At 40.1% G+C, this 20,044-nt stretch carries 16 protein-coding genes; 2 read left to right on the top strand and 14 right to left on the bottom strand.

Annotated elements, in window-relative coordinates:
• The first annotated feature begins 36 nt into the window (after window positions 1–36).
• Window positions 37–408: a BlaI/MecI/CopY family transcriptional regulator gene (locus H6571_18780; protein MCB9325790.1), complete on the top strand. Its 372-nt coding sequence runs from the start codon at window positions 37–39 to the stop codon at window positions 406–408.
• Window positions 405–1,565, top strand: coding sequence for a hypothetical protein (locus tag H6571_18775; GenBank protein MCB9325789.1), 1,161 nt, complete (start codon window positions 405–407; stop codon window positions 1,563–1,565). The genes H6571_18780 and H6571_18775 overlap by 4 nt, the downstream gene beginning before the upstream one ends.
• A gap of 69 nt (window positions 1,566–1,634) precedes the next feature.
• On the opposite strand, the gene H6571_18770 is transcribed toward H6571_18775, so the two are convergent.
• From H6571_18770 to H6571_18705, 14 genes are all read right to left on the bottom strand, one after another.
• Entirely contained in the window at window positions 1,635–3,065 is a 1,431-nt protein-coding gene (locus H6571_18770; protein MCB9325788.1) for a hypothetical protein, read from the bottom strand.
• Between the two features lie 106 nt (window positions 3,066–3,171).
• Window positions 3,172–4,578: a hypothetical protein gene (locus tag H6571_18765; protein ID MCB9325787.1), complete on the bottom strand. Its 1,407-nt coding sequence runs from the start codon at window positions 4,576–4,578 to the stop codon at window positions 3,172–3,174.
• A 6-nt stretch (window positions 4,579–4,584) separates the two neighbouring features.
• Window positions 4,585–5,952: a hypothetical protein gene (locus H6571_18760; protein ID MCB9325786.1), complete on the bottom strand. Its 1,368-nt coding sequence runs from the start codon at window positions 5,950–5,952 to the stop codon at window positions 4,585–4,587.
• Window positions 5,936–6,667 carry a type III pantothenate kinase gene (locus tag H6571_18755; protein MCB9325785.1) on the bottom strand — a complete coding sequence of 244 codons (732 nt, stop codon included), beginning with the start codon at window positions 6,665–6,667 and terminating at the stop codon, window positions 5,936–5,938. The genes H6571_18760 and H6571_18755 overlap by 17 nt, the downstream gene beginning before the upstream one ends.
• A gap of 197 nt (window positions 6,668–6,864) precedes the next feature.
• Entirely contained in the window at window positions 6,865–8,388 is a 1,524-nt protein-coding gene (purH, locus tag H6571_18750) for a bifunctional phosphoribosylaminoimidazolecarboxamide formyltransferase/IMP cyclohydrolase (GenBank protein ID MCB9325784.1), read from the bottom strand.
• Between the two features lie 57 nt (window positions 8,389–8,445).
• On the bottom strand, window positions 8,446–8,982 hold the full coding sequence (locus H6571_18745) for an MFS transporter (GenBank protein ID MCB9325783.1): 537 nt from the start codon (window positions 8,980–8,982) through the stop codon (window positions 8,446–8,448).
• A 263-nt stretch (window positions 8,983–9,245) separates the two neighbouring features.
• On the bottom strand, window positions 9,246–9,827 hold the full coding sequence (locus tag H6571_18740) for a YdeI/OmpD-associated family protein (GenBank protein ID MCB9325782.1): 582 nt from the start codon (window positions 9,825–9,827) through the stop codon (window positions 9,246–9,248).
• Window positions 9,828–9,971: 144 nt separating this feature from the next.
• A complete protein-coding gene (locus H6571_18735) occupies window positions 9,972–10,664 on the bottom strand; it encodes a TrkA family potassium uptake protein (GenBank protein ID MCB9325781.1) in 693 nt (230 codons plus the stop codon).
• Window positions 10,665–10,676: 12 nt separating this feature from the next.
• The gene (locus H6571_18730; GenBank protein ID MCB9325780.1) at window positions 10,677–12,419 is read right to left on the bottom strand and encodes an ATPase; all 1,743 of its coding nucleotides are present in this window, start codon (window positions 12,417–12,419) and stop codon (window positions 10,677–10,679) included.
• 269 nt (window positions 12,420–12,688) lie between these two features.
• Window positions 12,689–14,806, bottom strand: a complete 2,118-nt coding sequence (locus tag H6571_18725; protein MCB9325779.1) for a T9SS type A sorting domain-containing protein — start codon at window positions 14,804–14,806, stop codon at window positions 12,689–12,691.
• Window positions 14,807–15,046: 240 nt separating this feature from the next.
• Window positions 15,047–16,243 (bottom strand): IS256 family transposase, encoded by a 1,197-nt coding sequence (locus tag H6571_18720; GenBank protein MCB9325778.1) that lies wholly within the window; start codon window positions 16,241–16,243, stop codon window positions 15,047–15,049.
• Window positions 16,244–16,347: 104 nt separating this feature from the next.
• Entirely contained in the window at window positions 16,348–17,172 is an 825-nt protein-coding gene (locus tag H6571_18715) for a hypothetical protein (GenBank protein MCB9325777.1), read from the bottom strand.
• A 286-nt stretch (window positions 17,173–17,458) separates the two neighbouring features.
• Window positions 17,459–18,550, bottom strand: coding sequence for a hypothetical protein (locus H6571_18710; protein MCB9325776.1), 1,092 nt, complete (start codon window positions 18,548–18,550; stop codon window positions 17,459–17,461).
• Window positions 18,551–19,015: 465 nt separating this feature from the next.
• Window positions 19,016–19,651: a hypothetical protein gene (locus tag H6571_18705; protein ID MCB9325775.1), complete on the bottom strand. Its 636-nt coding sequence runs from the start codon at window positions 19,649–19,651 to the stop codon at window positions 19,016–19,018.
• Window positions 19,652–20,044 lie beyond the last annotated feature (393 nt).

Raw genomic sequence — 20,044 nt, 5'->3', positions numbered from 1 at the left:
CTATATTTGTAGAACTAAAACTACGAATATAGAACAATGCAGTTGACCAAAGCGGAAGAAAAGTTGATGAAAATCCTTTGGAAATTGAAAAAAGCCTTTTTAAAGGACTTGCTGGAGGCATTCCCTGAACCCCGGCCCGCCAAAACCACGGTGGCTACCCTGCTCAAAAGAATGTCGGAAAAAGAAATGGTCGGATACCATGAATATGGCCGCTTGAGAGAATATTATCCACTGGTGAGTAAGTCAGACTATTTCTCAAAGCAAATGAAGGGAATGGTCAAAAACTTCTTCAACAATTCCTCCGCCCAGTTTGCTTCTTTTTTTACCACCGAATCTAATTTGTCCATTGAAGAATTGGAGGCCTTGCAAAAAATAATTGCCGAAGAAATTAAAAAGAAAAAATCATGATGCTTTATATCATTAAATCCTCCATTGGGCTGGCATTGTTGATTGCCTTTTATTATGGGTTTCTTGAAAAGGAAAAGACTTTTGTCTTCAACAGATTTTTTCTTTTAGCGGCCGTTGGGTTCTCCCTGGTGGTACCGTTGATCCCAATTGGATATGGATTTGAGACGCAGCCACCTGCAGTGCACGACCTTGCGCAGGTTAATGATTCTGTTCAATATTTTGCTCCTGGCCTGTTCGGACATTCGTGGGTTAAGACTTTTGGATGGACAGTTTACCTGGCAGGCTTGACAATAATGGGTATCAAATTTTTCCTGGGATTGGGCCATCTTTTAATTCAGGGCAGTAGGGGAGAGGCCGTAATATGGAAAGGCAGGAACCTTATTTTATTGGATGCAGCTACCGCTCCGCATTCTTTCCTGGGTAAAATATATGTAAATAAAAAACAATTCAGGGAAGGCAATATTCCGGAAGAGGTTATGGTACACGAAGAGATCCATATCCAACAACACCATTCTCTGGATATTCTTTTTATTGAGGTCTTGCAAGTGATTTTTTGGTTCAATCCGTTGTTCCGTTTGTTTGGTAAAGCCATAAAACTGAATCACGAATATCTTGCCGATGGAAACGTTCTACGCCTTTTTACGGACGATTTAAAATATAAAAAATATTTAGTACGCCAGGTTTTCCAGAATCCGGAAGATCGATTGGTGAGCACTTTTAATTCTTCATTCACAAAAAAACGATTGATTATGATGTCAAAACAGAAATCACCCTACACGGCAACGTTAAAACAATTGATGCTACTGCCCCTGATGGTCCTGATGGTCTTTTTCCTGAGTGTTCCGGCTAGCGGGCAGTCCAATGAATCTCCCGCAAAGAAAGAAAACCCGCCTAAAAAGGAGAAGAATGGACAAAAAGAAGCTGCAGTCATCATTCCCGTTCCGCCGTCACCGCCTACTCCGCCGACACCACCTACTCCGGAAGCTTTGCCGGTGCCTCCTGCACCGCCCTCTCCGGTGATGAAGGTTCCTGCACCACCAGCGCCTCCGTCACCTCCTTCTCCTGTGATGAAGGTTCCGGCACCGCCCGCTCCTGCCATCAAAGCAGAACCAGCTCCTAAGCCTGATGCTCCTTCGGGCAGGAATGGCATACTTTAATAGATTGGTTCTAAAAAAGAAAAGCCTTCCCGCATCCGGAAAGGCTTTTCTTTTTTACAGGAATATCATTTAATCAGAAGTCCTAATGGTAGTGGTTTCCTGAATCCAGCATCCCACTTTGAATGTTTGGCCAGGAGCGAAAAGATGTTGGTGTACGGCCTCTTTATTGGGCATATACTGGGCATACCTGTTGATCAGTTTTTGTGCTTCTGAAGCAGATGACGGATCAATGTTTTTGGCGTAGGTCCATTTGTCAATAGCCGGCCAAACCACGATCTGGCTGTCCCAGCCGCGGCCGGGGCCACAGAGTGGGCCGCTGGAGGCATAAAGCGTTCCGATCAGGATATACGGTGCACCCCAGTTTGGTTTGACAGCTGCTGCCTCCCGGGCAAATTGCCTTGCCTGGGAGAAGTTCTTCAAGTGGGCGTAATAAATTTTGGCGATGGTAAGGTTGATTTCACCTCTTTTTTCAGCATATTCTTTTTCCGTAAGGGCCTGTTTGAACAGATCAATAGATTCCCTGTACTTTGCCTCCCTCAAAGCGTTCCAGGCCAATTCAAGGGTGCCCTCTTCCTTACAAAACTCATTGGCAGCGATTCTTAATTTTTTGAACCTCTCATCCTCTCTATCACAATCTGCCCAGCTCAGTCGGCTGTAAATTTCTTCCATCACTTCACAATCTTCAGGACTTTCTTCAAATAAGTGGTAGTATTTATTCATAAAATACTCACAATCGAAGAATCCTTTCACCGTTTCAAAATACTCCAGCCTCACCGGGGCATATTCTTTAATGATCTCCCATGCTTCGCAATATTGACCCTCACAGGTGGCCAACCCGTGATCGGTGATTGCCATAATTTTATCATAATACACCCTGGCTTCTTCCTGATCTATTTTTTCTTCGGCATACATGTCTACAAGAAGTGCAGTGAAAGGGTTGATGATGAAATAGGGGGCATCATTGCCTTCCTCGTCAATGACGTCTTTAAAAAGTTGGAATACTTCTTCTTTCGGTACCCTGTTTTTGTAGGTATAATAATAATCAAACCCTTTCCGGGCCTTTACATAATTGGTTTTGTTTGGGAAACAACGTTCCAGTTCATCGTACAACTCGAAAATAATATTAATAAAAGAGTCCCTTTTGAGGGAATCTGTTTCTGTACTCAGGAATTGCTCATAAAAATAAATTCCATCTGTATAAACATAATGCACCTTTCCATTGGCTGCCGGAGCGTTTTTATACACTTTTTGCCAATAATTGAAGGCAGTTGGGATTTCATTGGTACGCAGGAAATCACGATATAAGACATAATTGGTTTCTGCATCCTCAGGGGACGGGGCATCAGAAAATTTGGCGCAAGGACTCAGTTCTTCGTCAATCTTAGGAGGAGCAACAGGTTTGGGTTTGTCGGGCTTCGTTATCTCCTGGGCAGTTTTGGGAGTACATCCCCAAACAATGCTAAAAATCAGAAGAAGGGACAAATATTTACTCAGTTTCATAATCTATTTTTTATGGCATAAACGAAAAGAGACCTGAGATAAGGAAGGCTTTTAAAGATTTCCGTATCTAAGGTCTCTTTTCTCAGACAAATTAAAGAAATACAATTTAGTCGTTAAATTCAATGGTGACGACTTCGTCAATCCAGCAACCTACTCTGGCTTTTTGTCCTTCAGAAACCCCGCGCATGAAGCCTTCCTGTTTTTCAGGTCTTGCGGCTGAATAATTTCCGATTCGTTTGTTGGCATCATCGGCAGATTCTGGATCAATAGAGCGTGCGTAGCGATATTTTGCGAGGGCTGCAAGAATAGCCAAGCGTGCATCCCAATCGTCGCCACAGCTTCTGCTGGATTTTGCATACATGTCACCAATGAGGATGTATGGCTTGCCCCATCCTGATTTTAAATTGGCGGCTTTTTGGGCATTGGAACGAGCAGACTGGAATTGCTCAAACTGCCAGGTCTGGATAAATGCGATACTGTAATAAGCCTGAGCCTTGGATTCGTTATCATCCGTAGATTCAATGCCTTCCTGGTAACGATCGATGGCTTCTCTGTATTTTCCTTCCTGCTGCAGCTGCGAAGCATCATAAATCGGATTTTCCTGGCGACGCACTAACTCGAGAGAGTCATTGATCGCTTTGGCGATAACTTCGTACTTAGCCTTGAGCTCCAGCATTTCAGGATCATTTTCATCACAATTCTGGTTAGAAAGTGTACCATATACATACCTGATCACGTCGATATTTTCAGGATTTTCATGGTATTTAGGCAACAGACGCTTTTTAAAATAATTACAATCAAAAATCTCACCGGCCACCTCTTTGAAATCGTCGGTGACGATGGCCTGTACGTCTTTATAGTACTGACCATAATCTTTGTTGTTTTCGATATTGAAATTGATGGAACTTTCTATCTTATCGTACACCCCAATAACCTCATCACGAGTGATTTGGTTTGATTTATAAAGATAGACCATTATTTTGGCCAGGGGGTCAAATACGATGTATTCCGTGGTGTTCCCTCCTTTTTCCAGTGAACTTTTAAGCGTGTTGTAAGTATCCATTGAATACCCATTGCCCAAAATGTAGAACATGTCAAATCCTTTTCTGCCTAAAAGGTAGGCTTCGTTTGCATAACACTGAATCTGTTCGTCATATAAACGCAGGATCGTCTGAGCATATTCTTTCTTTACTGTTTCATCCTTTTCCCGATTGAATTTAGACATCATCAGGAGGCGTCCGTCAGAGTAATGGGAAGCACGTTTGCCATCTGCTGCGGGAGCGATGTCGTAGGCTAATTTCCAGTGATCAAAAGTAGTTTTAAACTCTTCAGGACCCATATTGTCCAACTCGGCTACTTGTTTACCTTTCATTAGACTGCGGTAAACAACGTGTGCATCCTCTGCTTCACTTTTCCTTGGCGAATCTTCCCAGTTCCCACATTGTGCATTGAGGGTTGAAACTGCAAGGGTTGTGAACAATAAAACTGCCGTTAAATAAAGTAGTTTTTTCATAACTTTTTAATTAAATTTTCTTTTGAAAAACCATGAATTGTCATTTAATGTCAATCCAAGGGTAAAATTAAAATATTGCTCTGTCAAAATATTTTTCACACCGTATTGTCCGAATTCAAATCCGAAATCCACGAAGGAAACCATCTGACGAGGCATGATGATGGGTAGTCCAAAACCCAATGTGATGGCGGTGGATTTCACTTGTTCGCCCTGGATGCTTCGGGGATCCGTGCCTGTGTTAAATCCGGCGCGGTAACGTATCCGCTGAAAGTAGTTATTGTACGAGATAATATCAGGGATGTATTCTCCACCAATACTCAGCTTCCAGGTATCCATGAGGGCATCCGGTTTTATACTATTTCTATATTGGCTCCAGTTGCTTATGCTGTAATCGACCCCTAACCTCAATTTATTGGCTTGCTCGTAGGAAATTCCAAAGGTCAGTTCGGTAGGCAGCACTCCGGTACCTTCAATACCTGTTTCATAGGCAATGGTGTCTGTGGTAGACAGCGTATTGAAAACATTGTCGCGCTTGATAAAACTTGCGTTGGTGGTTTTGAAGTTTTGCTGGCTATTGCCATAAGCACCGACAATGAAACGCTTGCCATTAAACTCCTTTTTACCTTCGTCATTGTCCGATTTAAATTCGTGGACATATTGAACGCCTGCCCTCCATACGAAAGCGTTAACGGTCATGTCCTCCCTGAATTCCGTAAAGTAGGAATAGGCCAAAGTGTCAAAAGCCACCAACCTGGAGTTGATGATTTGTCCAAATTGATACCCCAGGTTTACTCCAGCTGCGAAATTCTTATACCTTGCTCCTCCGCCCCAGTTAAAACGATAGGTGCCACCTGTACCTTTCAGGACATTCAGCACAGAACCGGTATTTTCATCCCCGGAATAAGTATTGATATCATATCCTACATTGGAATAAGGAGTGAGGTTAATCGCCATACCGAATTGCCAGGGAGAATTCAGTCTGTCAAGGGCCTGGTTGAGTGGGTTTTTAATCGGAAAACCAATGGCCAGGTAGTTGAGGTTCCCTTCAAGGAAATTGTCTTTATTTTTATTACTGTCTTCCAGAACGCTTACTTTGGTATTCAGCCCGACTTCAAAAGCAGTAGATCTCAGAAAGGATAAAGACGCCGGGTTTTCCATGTTTAAATGAAAGGGATCTATAAAGGCTGCGGAATAACCGCCCATTGACCCCTGGGCAGTAAAATAAGAATGGCTTAGATTGCCAAGACCGAATCGTGAAATGGGAGAGTTGATTTTGGGGCGGATATTTTGTGAGCTGACCTGGGCAGACAAGACGGAACTCAGTGCCAGTGCACAAAAGACAATGAATAATATTCTGTTATTTTTTTTCAACATTATGGTTCAAAATTTTATTTAGCCCAATAAGGACTAAATTTGAATGCACAAATATCTTTTTTTTAAACTTATTTGCAAAAGATTCTGCATCACCCCCTGTTAAAAAGACGTTTGTTTTTCCGAATTCGTTAGCGCAAAGATCAATAAATCCCTGCATTTCAAGTAATGTTCCAAGCCTGGCCCCGTTTAAAAGAGCGGTTTCCGTACTGTTGCCCCAGTTAAAATCGGTGTCTGTGTCTGTGGGTAAAGGCAAATTCTCCGTAAACGTGTGCATTGCTTTTAACCGCATTTTTACCCCGGGGCTGATATTTCCTCCCAAAAATCTTCCGTCTGCCATCAGGATGTCATAAGTGATACAACTTCCTGCATCGATGACCAGACAATTTTTTCCCGGAGAAAGACTTTGAGCACCGACGATAGCCGCCAAGCGATCTTTCCCAAGGGTAGCAGGCGTTTTATACAGATTTTTGACAGGTAATGGAGTATGTTCATCCAACTCAAGAAAAAAATATTTTTCTTTAAGGATCTTAATAAGGGTTTTATTCAAACCTTTTGCAACTGTAGATAAGATGATGTTTTCAACGTTATGGTTGGTTGCCAGTTCAATTATTTTTTCCGGCTCAACGGTTTCACAGACGGTTTTCATTACGAGCTGATCCCCATCAAAAACGCCAATCTTCATCCTTGTATTACCTATGTCAATTGCTAAATTCAATTTTCCCCCTTTCTTTTAACTTTAAGACGGCTTTCCTCCTCAAGTGTATATTAATAAGTTGTTAAAGTTTCTTGTTACTCGTTACTCGTTACTCGTTGCTGGTTACTCGTTACTCGTTGCTGGTTACTCGTTACTCGTTACTTGTTACTCGTTACTCGTTACTCGTTTCTTGGTTTTTACCAGCAACCAGCAACCAATTAGTGTTTAAAATGCCTGGTGCCCGTCATGAGCATTGCCATGTCGTGGGCGTCACAGTAATCAATGCTGAGTTGATCCTTGATGGACCCCCCCGGCTGAATGACCGCCCGGACTCCGGCCAGGTCGGCAATTTCCACACAATCGGGAAACGGGAAAAAGGCATCGGAGGCCATTACGGCGCCTTGTATATCAAATCCGAACTGGGCTGCTTTTTTAATGGCCTGATTCAAGGCATCCACGCGGGAAGTCTGTCCGCACCCCATACCGATTAATTGTTTGTTTTTTACTAAAGCGATCCCATTCGATTTTAAATGCTTAACGGCAATACTGGCAAAAAGCAGGTCTTCAATTTCCTGCTCGGACGGCGCTTTTCGGGTGGCTGTTGTGAGGTCTTCCCGACCATCCTGTTTGAGGTCTGTATCTTGTTGGATAACTCCGTTCAGCAGGCTTTTGAATGAATGTTGATTCCGATGAAAGGTTTTAATTTTTAGCAGGATCCGGTTTTTCTTTTTTTGCAGATATTCCAGGGCGTTGGCCTCGAAACCGGGGGCGATGAGAACTTCGTAAAAGATTTGGTCAATCTCTTTTGCTGTGGTCAGGTCAATGGTTGTATTACTGATGAGAATGCCCCCGAATGCGGAAATGTTATCTCCTGCCAGGGCAGCTTTCCACGCGTCAAGTATGGTATCACAAGTGGCCAGGCCACAAGAGTTGGTGTGTTTGAGGATGGCAAAAGTGGGCGGGTTGTGTTCAAATTCAGCCATCAGATTTACCGCCGCATCAATGTCCACGAGATTATTGTATGAAACGGCTTTTCCGCCAAGGTTTTCAAAGATATCTTCAAGGTTTCCAAAAAAGACTGCATTTTGGTGCGGATTCTCCCCATAACGCAATGTTTCCGAATGGTTAAGGCTCTGTTTAAAAGAACTGTTTTGGTTGTCGTCGAAATAATTGAAAATATGGGTGTCGTAGTGGGAGGACACGCCGAATGCTCTTCGGGCAAGGTTCTTCCTGTCTTCCAAAGAAGTGGTACCTTCTTTTTCCTGCAAGAGTTCCAGTAAAATGGGATATTCCTCACGTGAAGGAACCACTACCACGTCTTTAAAATTTTTGGCGGCGGCCCGGATCAGGGAAATGCCCCCGATGTCGATTTTTTCAATGATGGCATTTTCATCGTTGGTTTGGGCTACTGTTTCTTCAAATGGGTACAGATCAACGATAACCAGATCGATTTCGGGAATTTCATATTGCCCCAACTGTTCTAGATGGTCAGCTTCTCTGCGCGCCAGGATGCCCCCGAAAACTTTTGGGTGTAGCGTTTTAACGCGGCCATCCAGGATAGAGGGGTAAGAAGTGAGTCCTTCAACGGTTTGGACGGGTATTCCATGCTGTTCCAGAAATGCCTGGGTACCTCCTGTAGAATAAATGATTACGCCCAAGTCGTGCAATGCCTTAATAATAGGTTCAAGCCCGTCTTTGTGAAAGACGGAAATCAATGCTGATTTGATCTTTTTAACAGCCATATTTTTGCTGGAAGATTTAACGGAATATTTACGAAAACGCAAAGGTACGGAAGCAGGCTAATTTTTTATACTTAAAGTTAAATTAAATGGGGTTAAATGAAATTTTTGAAGAACCACTCCTGCCAGCAATCCGCCGATCAAAGGATAGGTTGCTGTGGACAAACTTAATACGCTGGCATTGTAGCCCATTGCTTTCGGGAGTTGCTGCCTCTTGAAATAATCCCCAATAAGGGTCGTATTAATGGAACCTAGGGGAGCTGCGCCCATCCCCTGTAATATTCGCAGTAAAATAATGTGATAGAAGTTATGAAAAAAGAAGATGGCTGACCCTGCCAATGCAAAAATAAACAAGGCCGGCACCAATACTCTTTTCCTTCCCCAGCGATCGGCCAGGACTCCTGCAACCGGGGTTAAAAATATGCCCGGAAAAGTAAAGGCGCTGATCAGCAAAGCCACCTGGGGTTTGGTCAGGTTTAAGGTACCCGCTATTTTGGGTAATGCCGGGGTAATACTGGCGACCCCCATTACCGCGATAAGGGTAACACTGAATATCACATACAATCTTCTGTCTTTCAATATTTCATTCCCGGTCATTACGCTGTTTTAAAACATTCCCTGGTGAAGGTTAACGTGGCTTAAACTATTTTACCAAATAATTTTCGAAGGGTAAACCGCATCCTCGGATCGGATCGTACAAAGGTACCATCCGTTTGGGGAAAGATGAATATTGCTGAATTATAATTCAGCCAATACTGGAATTTGTTGATAAAGCCAGGAGACAAATTTCATTTCTTTAGGTTCATAGGTTGGAAATTCTGTTCCAAAGACACAAAATAATATTCAAATGATGCACAGGTTTACACATCATTTAATCCCTTTCCATTGAGTATATGCTGCGTGTATTTTTCAACCCTCGCTGCCCGTGTTTTGGATTGTTTGGCGGCGGTGAAATAAAGATTATAAGCTCTTTGCCGCCCTGGCGTCAAAGCTTCAAAAGCAGCTTTTAAGGCAGGGCTTTCGTCTAACTTCTGTTGAAATTCTTCTGGAAAGATGAGTGCTGTATGTTTTTTTAAATTCACTTTCAAACCGGCTTTTTCCACTTCAATGGCTTCGTAAATATAGGTTTTCAAGAGAGGTTCCATCTCCGCTATTTCCTTAACATTGGTGAACCGGACCTGGCGGGCCGCCTGTACATTCTCCGTTTGCTGGATAAGAATACCTTTGGCATCATTTAACAAGGCTCCTTTGACAAACAAAAGAGCACAATATTCTTTAAATCCATGAATCAGAACGATGTTTTTTTTCTGAAAGGTGTAACAGGGGCAGCCCCACTTCAATTCTTCAATCAGCATACAGTCCAGAACGAGGCTTCTCAAGGCTCCATATTCTTCCTGCCACTTTGAGGCTTTGTCAAAAAACCAATCAACTTTAGGATTCATCATGTTTATTTTGTAGTGAAGTGCACTCCGCACTGTGTAACAATTTTTTTGTATGGTTTGAATTTCATATTAGCAGGAACAAAAAGGCTGAATCAATCAATGATGCCATCACCGTTTGCAGAGAATGTATTGTGAAGGTAAATTTTATCTCAATTTTTGTTTTAGGAAGATTTGTAAATCTTTGTTTGAACCGTACAGCACTAAAACGTCGTTTGGTTCGAGGATGTCCTCTGCTGCAGCTACGCCTTGAATTTGTGATTCGATTTTGGTTTTTCCTAAAATACTTTTTACTTCTACCTTTTTGATAATGGTCAGCACCAATAAATTAAATTCACTTCGAAATTTTACTCCCTGAACTGTTTTGCCAACATAATCAGCAGGAACTTTTGCTTCGAAAATGCTGTAATCCTGATTTAATTCAAAAGAATCTACTACATTATTCAAGCATAATTTTTTGGCCCAGCGTTCGGCTGTTTCTTCTTCGGGGTGTACAATTTCATCTACTCCAATAGCCCGCAATACTTTTTCGTGCAATGGATTTATGGCACGGCTTATTAAACGTGTTACTTCAAAATTTTTCAAAAGTGCTGTTGTCATAATATTTGCTCCCTGGTCTTCTCCAATGGCAACAAGCACTACATCTGTATCTTTCAATGGAAGCCCTGAAACGGTTAACTCATCTGTGGCATCCATACAAATAGTATGTGTGATTTTTTCCTTATACGTATCTACTTTTGACATATTTGTATCAATTCCAATCACTTCATTCCCTTGCTCGGTTAGTTTTTGGGCTAGTGATGCCCCAAAGTTTCCAAGTCCTATTATTATGTATTTCATTTCTAAATGTTTTTAATTTATTGTGATTTCTTCTTTTGGGTAACTGTAGTTTATTTGTTTCACTTTTCTAAAAACAGCAATGACCAATGACAACGTACTGATACGACCTACAAACATTACCACTATAATGACCACCTTACTGGCACTACTCAGGTCGCCTGTAATTCCTAAACTCAACCCAACGGTACTGTATGCTGAAAAACACTCAAATGCGATGTCTAATAGTGGCTTTTTGGGGTCAAACATGGTGATGAGTATTATGGCAAAACCAATTACCACCAACGATAAGGATATTACGGCAAATGCTTTTCGGACCGAAATATCATCTATTTCTCTTCTAAAAATTTCTATCCTGGACTTTCCTTTTGCCAAACTCAAAATATTGAGTGTTGCAATGGCAAAAGTACTCGTTTTAATACCACCACCTGTAGATTGGGGCGATGCTCCAATCCACATCAAAAGAAAAACCATCATCAGTGTCGGGAATGTCATTGCAGCTGTGTCTATGGTATTAAAGCCTGCTGTTCTAGGTGTTGTAGCTCCAAATAGCGCTGTAACTACTTTCCCAAATCCGTTGTGCTCGGCTAAAGTGTTGTTGTATTCAAGAAAATAGAATGCAATAAAAGCCACCAATGAAATGGAAAGAGTAGTAAACAAAGTAATTCGGCTGTTTAGGTTCAGTACCCAAGGTTTATATTTGGTTTGTTTGAAAGAAAACAAAGTAACAATTTTATATTTAAGGTATTTAAGAATGTTCACCACTATTGGAAAGCCCAATCCACCAAGTACGAACGTGAGAATAATAATCAATTGGAGGTAATAATTAAATTTAAACCCTGTCTCGTACAAACTATTGGTTAATGTCGAAAATCCGGCGTTGCAAAATGCGGAAATGGAATGAAAAGCCGAGAAAAAAAGTTTTTCTGATTGACTACCAAAGTTGCTCGAATCTATACTTGTGTAAATTAAAATTCCAGCAAATAGTTCTATGCCAAATGTGATGAGTATGATGAATTTTAAAGTTGAAAAGACCTCTCCCAATTTCTTGGAATTCGTCATATCGCTTAATGCTAGTTGATTTTCATAAGTCGTTACCCCTTTAAAAAAGTAACTGGAATAACTCGTAAAAGTTAATATGCCCAAGCCACCCACCTGAATTAATAACATTATGATTGTTTGACCAAACAAGGTAAAATGTGTACCCGTGTCAACAACGATTAATCCCGTTACACAAACAGCACTTGTGGAAGTGAATAAGGCATCTAAATAGGAAATGTCGTCATAAGTGGCTTTGGGCAAAATCAATAAACAGGAGCCAATAAAAATGATGGCGAAAAAACTTAGGATGAAGAGTTGTGCCGGATTTAAAACGGTTCTATTGAAGTTTATTCGAACTTCAGAAAACTCACGTATGAAACTGAAAACCACGGCTATTTGAATCCAAATGGGATTTTCAAGAAGTAAGTCAGTTTCAAAGGGAACACCAACAAACAGATACATATAAAATACCCATAAGGTAAAGGAAACAGAAAGGAAGTCAAAAACAATTACTTTCCTGTTGAATGAACCGGCCTTTTTTATATACCGGATTAAAGTTGAAATAAGGCCAATTCCAAGAACGATAAAGAAAAAAATATCTAACAGTCGTTGATACATGGCAGATTGCGAAAATCCGAAGTCTGAAATTATAGCAATGAGCCCTGTTAGGCTAATCAAAAATGTAATTCTAAAAAATAGTTTTAAGTTAAAATTCATTTATGCTCTGGTTTCTTTCTGTCTCATTTTATATCCGGTGGCGGTTCTTTAAGATTGCTCACCATGTTCATCCACATGCGCCGTACAAAGCGTTAGCAAGTATGGCCGATATGTCGATTAGCCGCTGAACGTATTTTATTCATTCTAAATCTGGCTTATAGGATCTAAAATCAATCTAATTTAATGTTTTTATAATTTCAAATGCAAGGTGTTGCTGAAGTTTTATGATATGTCGAATGAGAATTATATGCATTTGTGAGCTACCTTCTTTATTCGATGATTAGCTTTCGGTAGATATTACTTTTTTCAAAACCCAATTTAACCAGGTAAAACCCTTTTTTTAAGGCCGAAAAATTGAAATGGTTCTCGCCGTTAGCCATAAATTGTACCTGACTGAAAACTAACTTTCCGGTCATATCAAAAACAGAAACGGAGATTTCATCCTCATTTTGGGGAGTGTATGCCAGCGTTACTACCCCTGAATGGCTTGGGTTGGGATAAAACGCTCCAATATTTCCATTTCTTTCTTTAAAATGAACACTTATCACCGGGCTATAGTCAAATTGACCTTCAAAATCTATTTGCTTCAAACGGTAGTAATTAATGCCTATTGCAGGATTTTTAACGTTGAAGGTGTAATGGTTTTGCTCGAAAGCCGTTCCATTGCCTTGTATTTTTCCAATCTTTTGAAAATGCTCCCTGTTTTGACTTTCCTCAATTTCAAATCCGAGATTATTGTGTTCTGATGCGGTGACCCAGTTTAATAAGACGTTCTCTTCTGACTGTCTTCCTTCAAAAAAGACTAATGTTATCGGGAGCGTCCCTAAACTTTCAAAGGCCCCGATATCGGCAATGCCCAAACGCAGCATACCTGTATAATCAATAGCCGAGCTCATGGTCGGATGGCCGGCGTCGATGACAGGGGATGGTCCCAAAGGCATAAGATCATAACCGGGAGATCCCGGAGCAGTAAATAATGGGTCGCCGGCGATCGAGTGAAGATCAAATCCTCTTGACGCAGACCAGGCACTCAACGTTTGCCCTCCGCCCCAGTAGGCACTGTTTAAAAGTTGCATCATATTGTAATCAACACTCAGGTAGTTGCTGTTGGCAAGGTTCATGTTAAACCCATTTCCACCATCAGTTGAAACCACATTACTCACCACAACGTGGCCGGCCCCTTCATCTCCGAGTGAGATAGCCCTTGTATTAACGTTGGCGTTACGCAAGTAGATGGAATTGTTGCGAATGGTTACGTTGGTCATCGGCAGATCATCATTATCTCTCATACGATCGGGCCCTAAAATGGCATTAAAGTCACCGGCATTTTCCTGGATGATCACATTGTTTTCGATAAAGGCATGCGGGCAGGAAGTTATTGCGATACCTGTGTTGAAGGTGTTTACGAGTAAATTCCCCCTGATGATTAGTCCTGTGGCCCCTTCCGGAACACCATATCCCCCGGGGTCCACCGCAATGCCCCATGCATTTCCGCCGACCATTCCTGGGTCTTCATGAACGTAATTCCCTTCTATCAAAAGACTGTCATGCAAGCCATGCACCACCATCGAAACGCCATCTGCCTGGCCATTGATCACCGCGGACTTGTAAAGTTCATTGTGTCGAATAATTACTTTGTCGCCCTTGCTTACATAAATGTTGTGATTGTAAATAGCCGCAGCAAACCCGTTGTTTTCAAAATAACAATCTTCAATTTGCAGATAGTCACCACCTCCCAGAAACCCCTGGGCATAACAATCGGTAATAGTAGAATTCAACAATTTCATATGCTGATTTTGGCCATCAGCTCCGGCATTAAGTGCATTCGCGCCGGCACAATGCACACCAATGCCAAAACCGGAAATATCCAGATTCTCCAGCGTAATATAGTCGGCATCGTTATAGGCAAATACTGCCCACTGCCCGCTACCTCCGCCTCTCAAGTCCAGATTCCGGACAATATAACCTTCGTCGTGATCCGCATTTCCCCCGTCGACAAAATTGAAAAGGTTGGTCCCCGTTCTGGATTCTGTAAGGATCGGTTTAGCCGTCCCTCCCCACGAAGGGGCATAACTGTCAAATACAATTGGGTTGGAAGCGGAAGCATTGTAATTATAAACCTGGGCAAGCGAGGCGTCAAACCAGGCGCCCCCTTTTGCAAATAAAACATGGTCTCCGGCCTGCAACGAATTAAAAACAGCACTCACTTTTGTGGTGGTTTGCCAGGGCGTGCTGCTGCTGGTGCCATTATTGGCATCATTTCCAACGATACAATTCGGATCAGCGCCAGCGGCACAGTCACAAACATAATAAGTGGTCGCCTGTAGCTCGGTTGTATAAAATACGGCAGCCAGGGCAGCAAAGAAAAAGAATTTAAGAGGGATCATACGTTAAATTTATATCTGTCAATGGAAGAAACGAGATACTAAGTTTACCTTAATCGAAAGTATAGAAAATTTCTCTGCGCTTTTGGTTTTGATTTTTCGAATGTTGGTGGGGGAGGGGTTGGTTGATAATGGCTGAAATTAAGGTTGTTTCAGTGGTTTTAGAGTTTAATATTGGCAACCGTTTTTTGACAGTATCCTATTAAGTGTGTAAATAAAAAATAGAGGGCTTCGCCCGAATTTTTAGATTTTGACTCTTTCGTCAAAAATAGCAATAAATTGGTTAAGAATAATGGGCCAGTTGCGAATCGGCATGGTCCATTTTTTCGTTATTTCAAAAATCGCCAGATAAACCGACTTTTTCAATGCATTATCCGTTGGAAAAGACATTTTGTTTTTGGTGTATTTTCTGATTTTTCCGTTGAGATTTTCAATCAAATTTGTGGTATAAATGATCGTTCTAATTTCAAGAGGGAAGTCAAAAAAAGTGGTCAGCTCATCCCAGTTATTATACCATGATTTAATAGCGTAAGGATACTTGTGATTCCATTTTTCATCAAAGTCCTTTAGAGCTGCCTGGGCGGCTTCTTTGGTCGGTGCTCCATAAATGGTTTTCATGTCTTTGGCAAAAACCTTACGATCTTTCCAGACAACGTATTTGGAAGCATTCCTGATTTGGTGCACGACACAAATTTGAGTGCTCGTTTCAGGAAAAACACTTTTAATAGTCTGGGTAAAACCGTTGAGATTATCCGTCACGGTAATTAAGATATCTTCTACGCCCCGAGCTTTGATATCGGTCAGTACGCCCATCCAAAAACTGGCGGCTTCACTTTTACCCAACCACATGCCCAAAACCTCTTTCCTCCCGTCTTTCTTGAGTCCTACGGCCAAATAGACTGTTTTATTGGTCACTCTGGAGTTCTCACGGACTTTAAAAACAATCCCATCCATCCACACGATTAGATACTGAGATTCCAGGGGGCGATTTTGCCAGGCAATGATATCCTCGGTCACCTTATCGGTGATTTTGGAGATGGTAGACGTAGAGATGTTGAAGTCATACAAATCCCGAATTTGTTCCTCAATATCGGCATTGCTCATCCCTTTGGCATAAAGTGAAATTACGATCGATTCAATGCCTTTAGCCAGCCTGGATCGTTTAGGAACAATCTGAGGTGTAAAACTTCCATCCCGGTCTCTGGGCACCTCGATTTCAGATTCGCCATAGGAGGTTTTGATTACTTTTTTAGAATTGCCGTTCCGGGCATTTGGATTGTCGCTCCTCTGGTGTTTGGCATAATCCAGATGGGCATCAATTTCTCCTTCCAGCATTTTTTCAATGCCGCGTTTGTGAAGCTCACTGAGGAAAGATTCTAACTCATCCCCAGTCTTAAATTGCTTCAGGAAATCATCGTTTAATAGATCTTCTTTTTTCATCATCAGTAAAGTATGTTTTAAAATTACAAAAAATTAAAATAGGGGGCCATGGCCCCCTATTTTAAAACTTACACACTTTACTGGATACTACCCGTTTTTTTGAATTATATAACACCTTGTTCCTTTGCTATTTTCATGAATTTGTCAATGATCTCTTGATCAACGGTTTCTTTATCAAAAAATCTTTTAGTTTTTTCATCCACCTTTATTGTAAACTCTTTTTTATCTCCATTCTCATGGTTTTTAAGTGAAAGTGTTACATCATATAATTGTTTATATATCCGTAAATTAACCGATGCGCCTGACAAATCTACAGGTTCTATGATTTTACGTTCATAATTGTAGCGCTGAAATTTCATTTTTTTATTAATTCTTATTCCTTTAGTTACTACAATGTTATGCCTTCCGGAATTCTTTGTTCGTTTTGGCATTTGATTTGAAATACGTCTTTTTTTGTAGCCAGACCTTATTAGATTTCTTTTAGTAAGCTCTGTTATCCACATATTTAGAACATTTATTATAACGATGTGAAGATCTTTCTCTATTCCATCTTTTAATTCAGCGAAAACAGCATTTTCAATGTGGTTAAATTCTCCTTGGTTATCTTCATAAATAGTGTTTATTGTAATTTCAAAGATTTTCTCAGCTGAAGAAATCTGAGGTACATATTTTGTTATTTTTTTGTGTTTTATAACATTTGAAACATCCTTTACAAGCTTATAATCAGGGCAGATACTAAAAAGATAGTTTAAATCAAATGTGCTGAACTCAGGTACATGTTCTCTAAGATGATATAATTTTTGACAATAATCAGTAGTAGCCCTTAATAACAAACTATTACCAGCCTTAATTGACCTTTTATATTTTAGATATTCCCCATAAGGAAGGATTATATTTTCAACGAAGTATGTTTCGAAATCATCAAACATGTTTTAATTAAATGGTTGCCAACTCTAAGGAATGTCTATTCTTCTCGCCTGACTTCATTCTCCCTGCACAACCTCCTGCGTAGACATTTGACTTTGTCGAATCTCTGATTTCAGTTGGAGCTGTCTTCAGACGAACCCGTTGTCGGGCTGCCTGAAAACGATCTTATAGGGAACTCCTTTGATCTGATTTTTTAAAATTTTGCACTAATTTACATTATTTGGAGCAAAAGTGATGCACTGCCTGTCCCTATGGATTTTATCGGGTGTGTGTGTGGCGCACTTTGCTTTAGTTAACTGGGGTGGAGCGGGCTAATCGATTAGCTTCCATATTTTCTATTTCCTCTTTTAATTTTTTTTGGTATTCTATTAATATTTTTAATTCTTTCTTTGAAATTGCTTGTTCATCCTCAATTGCTTTATTCAACTCATCTATAAGTTTGACAAGTGTAATATAAATTCGTTTTACTTGACTCACTCTTGTGTCAAATCTGTTGTCAATTGATACATCTAAATTGGAAAAGAGATTATCAACTTTTTTTAACCAATCACTTTTCTCGTGTTTAGTAATAAATTCTCCAAATCCAATTACATCAAAATGACGGTAACTATCTTCAAGCTGAGTTAGCATTTCATCTCCAATGGCATTCTGCCAATCTCTATAAATCCAACAAAATTCTCTTGCAATTTCATCAATTGAAACCTCTATTTTTTCTTTTATTTTGGATTCTTCAAGTATTTGTTGGTTGGTCTTATAACATATGAAATCCATTATGGATTTAACCATTTCCAATTGTTTCCCTCTTTCCAGATTCGAGACATTTTTCTTTATTTGGTTAGGTATATATTTGAATACGATTCTTTCTAATTCTACTCCAATTTCCTGTCTTGTTTGCGGAGTGATTTGTTTAATTTCTAAACCGTACGATTTGCTTAATTCCTCGAAAATAGAAACTTCAACGTGGGAGCCATCTGCAAGAACTCTTTGGAAATTATTAATTGCATCTCTAATCTCAGAACTCTTTGCATCCTCGAATCCTTCAATATATGAATGTTCTTTCTTGGCTGCTCTTATCCAACCAATTAATACACATAGTCGATAGACTGTACTTTCAAATTTATATTTGAAAAATCCATTCATTGGAGCATCAGGAAGCAAAAAAGCTCCTTTGAACATTAAAACTTCCCTTAATCTCCAAGCTAGGGTTTCCGCAGCAAACATTATTGGTTTGGAATATCGTTTATATGTATCATATTCAACCCTTTTTCGTTCATTTCTTTTTCTTCTTCCATCAACGAATATTGTTATTAAAGCAACTAAAGCTCCAACAGAAGCACTTATCAAGGTATTTATCAATGCCCAATTTACTTGGTCTGTCATTTACTTTTGTTTTATGGAAGGTAACGGTTTTGCAAAAAGAATGTAGGCGAATTTAGGGAATATTGCCGTTTTGCACTTTAGCTGTCGGGTTTTTTACTTTTTTCGGCATACTGAAGGCTTTGGGTTTGCTAACATGCTCTTTGAATATTTATTAATTCGTGTTTCAGCATTTGTGGGTAACTTTTAACCGACTGAGCAACTCCTCTATTGTTAAAACGGTCTTAGCTCTCCTTAGATAGTAACAGTTGAAGATCAAAGTAAATTCTCCAAGGATCTTTTCTGTCATTTTCATTAAAGTAAAATCGTAGCCCTAGCCCCTTTTGATCGTTCCGTAGGGATGTCCCACAATAACTTGCCGGGTTTGATACAATACCTTGTTTAATTTCACATGCTCAACGTTCCGCATAAATGCGGGCCTCAACGCATAGAGAAACTTGACATTTTATGGATTGTTGGCTGCCGTATTCATCTTCTGCTATACTGCAATTTAAAATAACCCGATGCACCACCTTTCATTTTGACATCATAATTAACGGTCTCCCCATCCGATATATCAAGGCTTATCGGTACAGATTTTTCAACAAAATTTTGCATGTCTCCGCGCCTGCTACTTGCAACATATACTGAATAATTGCATTTAAATTCCAATGTCAGTGTACCTTCATCAACTTTTATTATTTTTCTTCCTCCTCCTTTAATCTGCGAAATGCTTTCTCCATTTATGCTAATTTCTATCGGGGTATCGTTCAAGGGACTTCTGTAAAATGGCTTTCCCAAAAAGAAGTTTCCGATTTCTTTCTCTCTATTGATTATCAATCTACATTTAGTATTTTTGAATTCCTCTAATTCTAAAACATTTTCTGATATTCCTTTTTCCCAATTAGATAGAATTTTGAGTATTGCGTAATTTATTTTATTCAATTCTTTACTACTATCTTCAATTCCCAATTGAAAATCTTTATCCCATTTATGGTATCTACTCGATAAAATTACCAATTCATCAAGGTTAAAACAGCCCTTTTCATTTCCATAGTGAACTGCTGTTTCTATTGCTTTCTTCGTTTCCGCTTTTGAAATTAAATCACGAATATTTTTTGTCATCTATCTTTGGTTTTTCTTTATGGAAGCAAACCGAAGTCTAGGCAAAAAACCACAACTCTCGGTTAAATGCCCCTAAAAATACCCGACTAAACTCACACTTGCAACCTCAGCAGGTTTATTCTAAAAAAATTATTGCTGATCTTTGGGTGTGTCCTCTTAAAAAGGCACTTATAATAGCCTAAAAAGCTGTCTGGGAGCTTAAAAAATAAGGATGAATTTGTTTCATGCTCTATGGAGTTCCTCACTAAAATGGACATCAAGATAAGTTACAAAGAAACATCCCCACCTTTCCAAATACTTTTTCATCTCCCAGCCCTAAATCCTCCAGCACACTTTTTAGATTTCGGATGATCCGGCGGCTGTCATAGGCATAAATTAAAGTGGTTCTATTAT

The organism is Lewinellaceae bacterium, assembly GCA_020636105.1.
Classification (GTDB): domain Bacteria; phylum Bacteroidota; class Bacteroidia; order Chitinophagales; family Saprospiraceae; genus BCD1.
Note: the sequence above shows the minus strand (reverse complement) of the source record. Positions and strands in the feature narration are given on the sequence as shown.

Bases quoted from the DNA above. Each gene is read 5' to 3' on its own strand.
- H6571_18730 (MCB9325780.1), bottom strand. From the start codon at position 12,419: ATGAATTTTAACTTAAAACTATTTTTTAGAATTACATTTTTGATTAGC.
- H6571_18780 (MCB9325790.1), top strand. From the start codon at position 37: ATGCAGTTGACCAAAGCGGAAGAAAAGTTGATGAAAATCCTTTGGAAA.
- H6571_18765 (MCB9325787.1), bottom strand. From the start codon at position 4,578: ATGAAAAAACTACTTTATTTAACGGCAGTTTTATTGTTCACAACCCTT.
- H6571_18725 (MCB9325779.1), bottom strand. From the start codon at position 14,806: ATGATCCCTCTTAAATTCTTTTTCTTTGCTGCCCTGGCTGCCGTATTT.
- H6571_18735 (MCB9325781.1), bottom strand. From the start codon at position 10,664: ATGAAATACATAATAATAGGACTTGGAAACTTTGGGGCATCACTAGCC.
- H6571_18760 (MCB9325786.1), bottom strand. From the start codon at position 5,952: ATGTTGAAAAAAAATAACAGAATATTATTCATTGTCTTTTGTGCACTG.
- H6571_18740 (MCB9325782.1), bottom strand. From the start codon at position 9,827: ATGAATCCTAAAGTTGATTGGTTTTTTGACAAAGCCTCAAAGTGGCAG.
- purH (MCB9325784.1), bottom strand. From the start codon at position 8,388: ATGGCTGTTAAAAAGATCAAATCAGCATTGATTTCCGTCTTTCACAAA.
- H6571_18775 (MCB9325789.1), top strand. From the start codon at position 405: ATGATGCTTTATATCATTAAATCCTCCATTGGGCTGGCATTGTTGATT.
- H6571_18770 (MCB9325788.1), bottom strand. From the start codon at position 3,065: ATGAAACTGAGTAAATATTTGTCCCTTCTTCTGATTTTTAGCATTGTT.
- H6571_18745 (MCB9325783.1), bottom strand. From the start codon at position 8,982: ATGACCGGGAATGAAATATTGAAAGACAGAAGATTGTATGTGATATTC.
- H6571_18705 (MCB9325775.1), bottom strand. From the start codon at position 19,651: ATGACAAAAAATATTCGTGATTTAATTTCAAAAGCGGAAACGAAGAAA.
- H6571_18715 (MCB9325777.1), bottom strand. From the start codon at position 17,172: ATGTTTGATGATTTCGAAACATACTTCGTTGAAAATATAATCCTTCCT.
- H6571_18720 (MCB9325778.1), bottom strand. From the start codon at position 16,243: ATGAAAAAAGAAGATCTATTAAACGATGATTTCCTGAAGCAATTTAAG.
- H6571_18710 (MCB9325776.1), bottom strand. From the start codon at position 18,550: ATGACAGACCAAGTAAATTGGGCATTGATAAATACCTTGATAAGTGCT.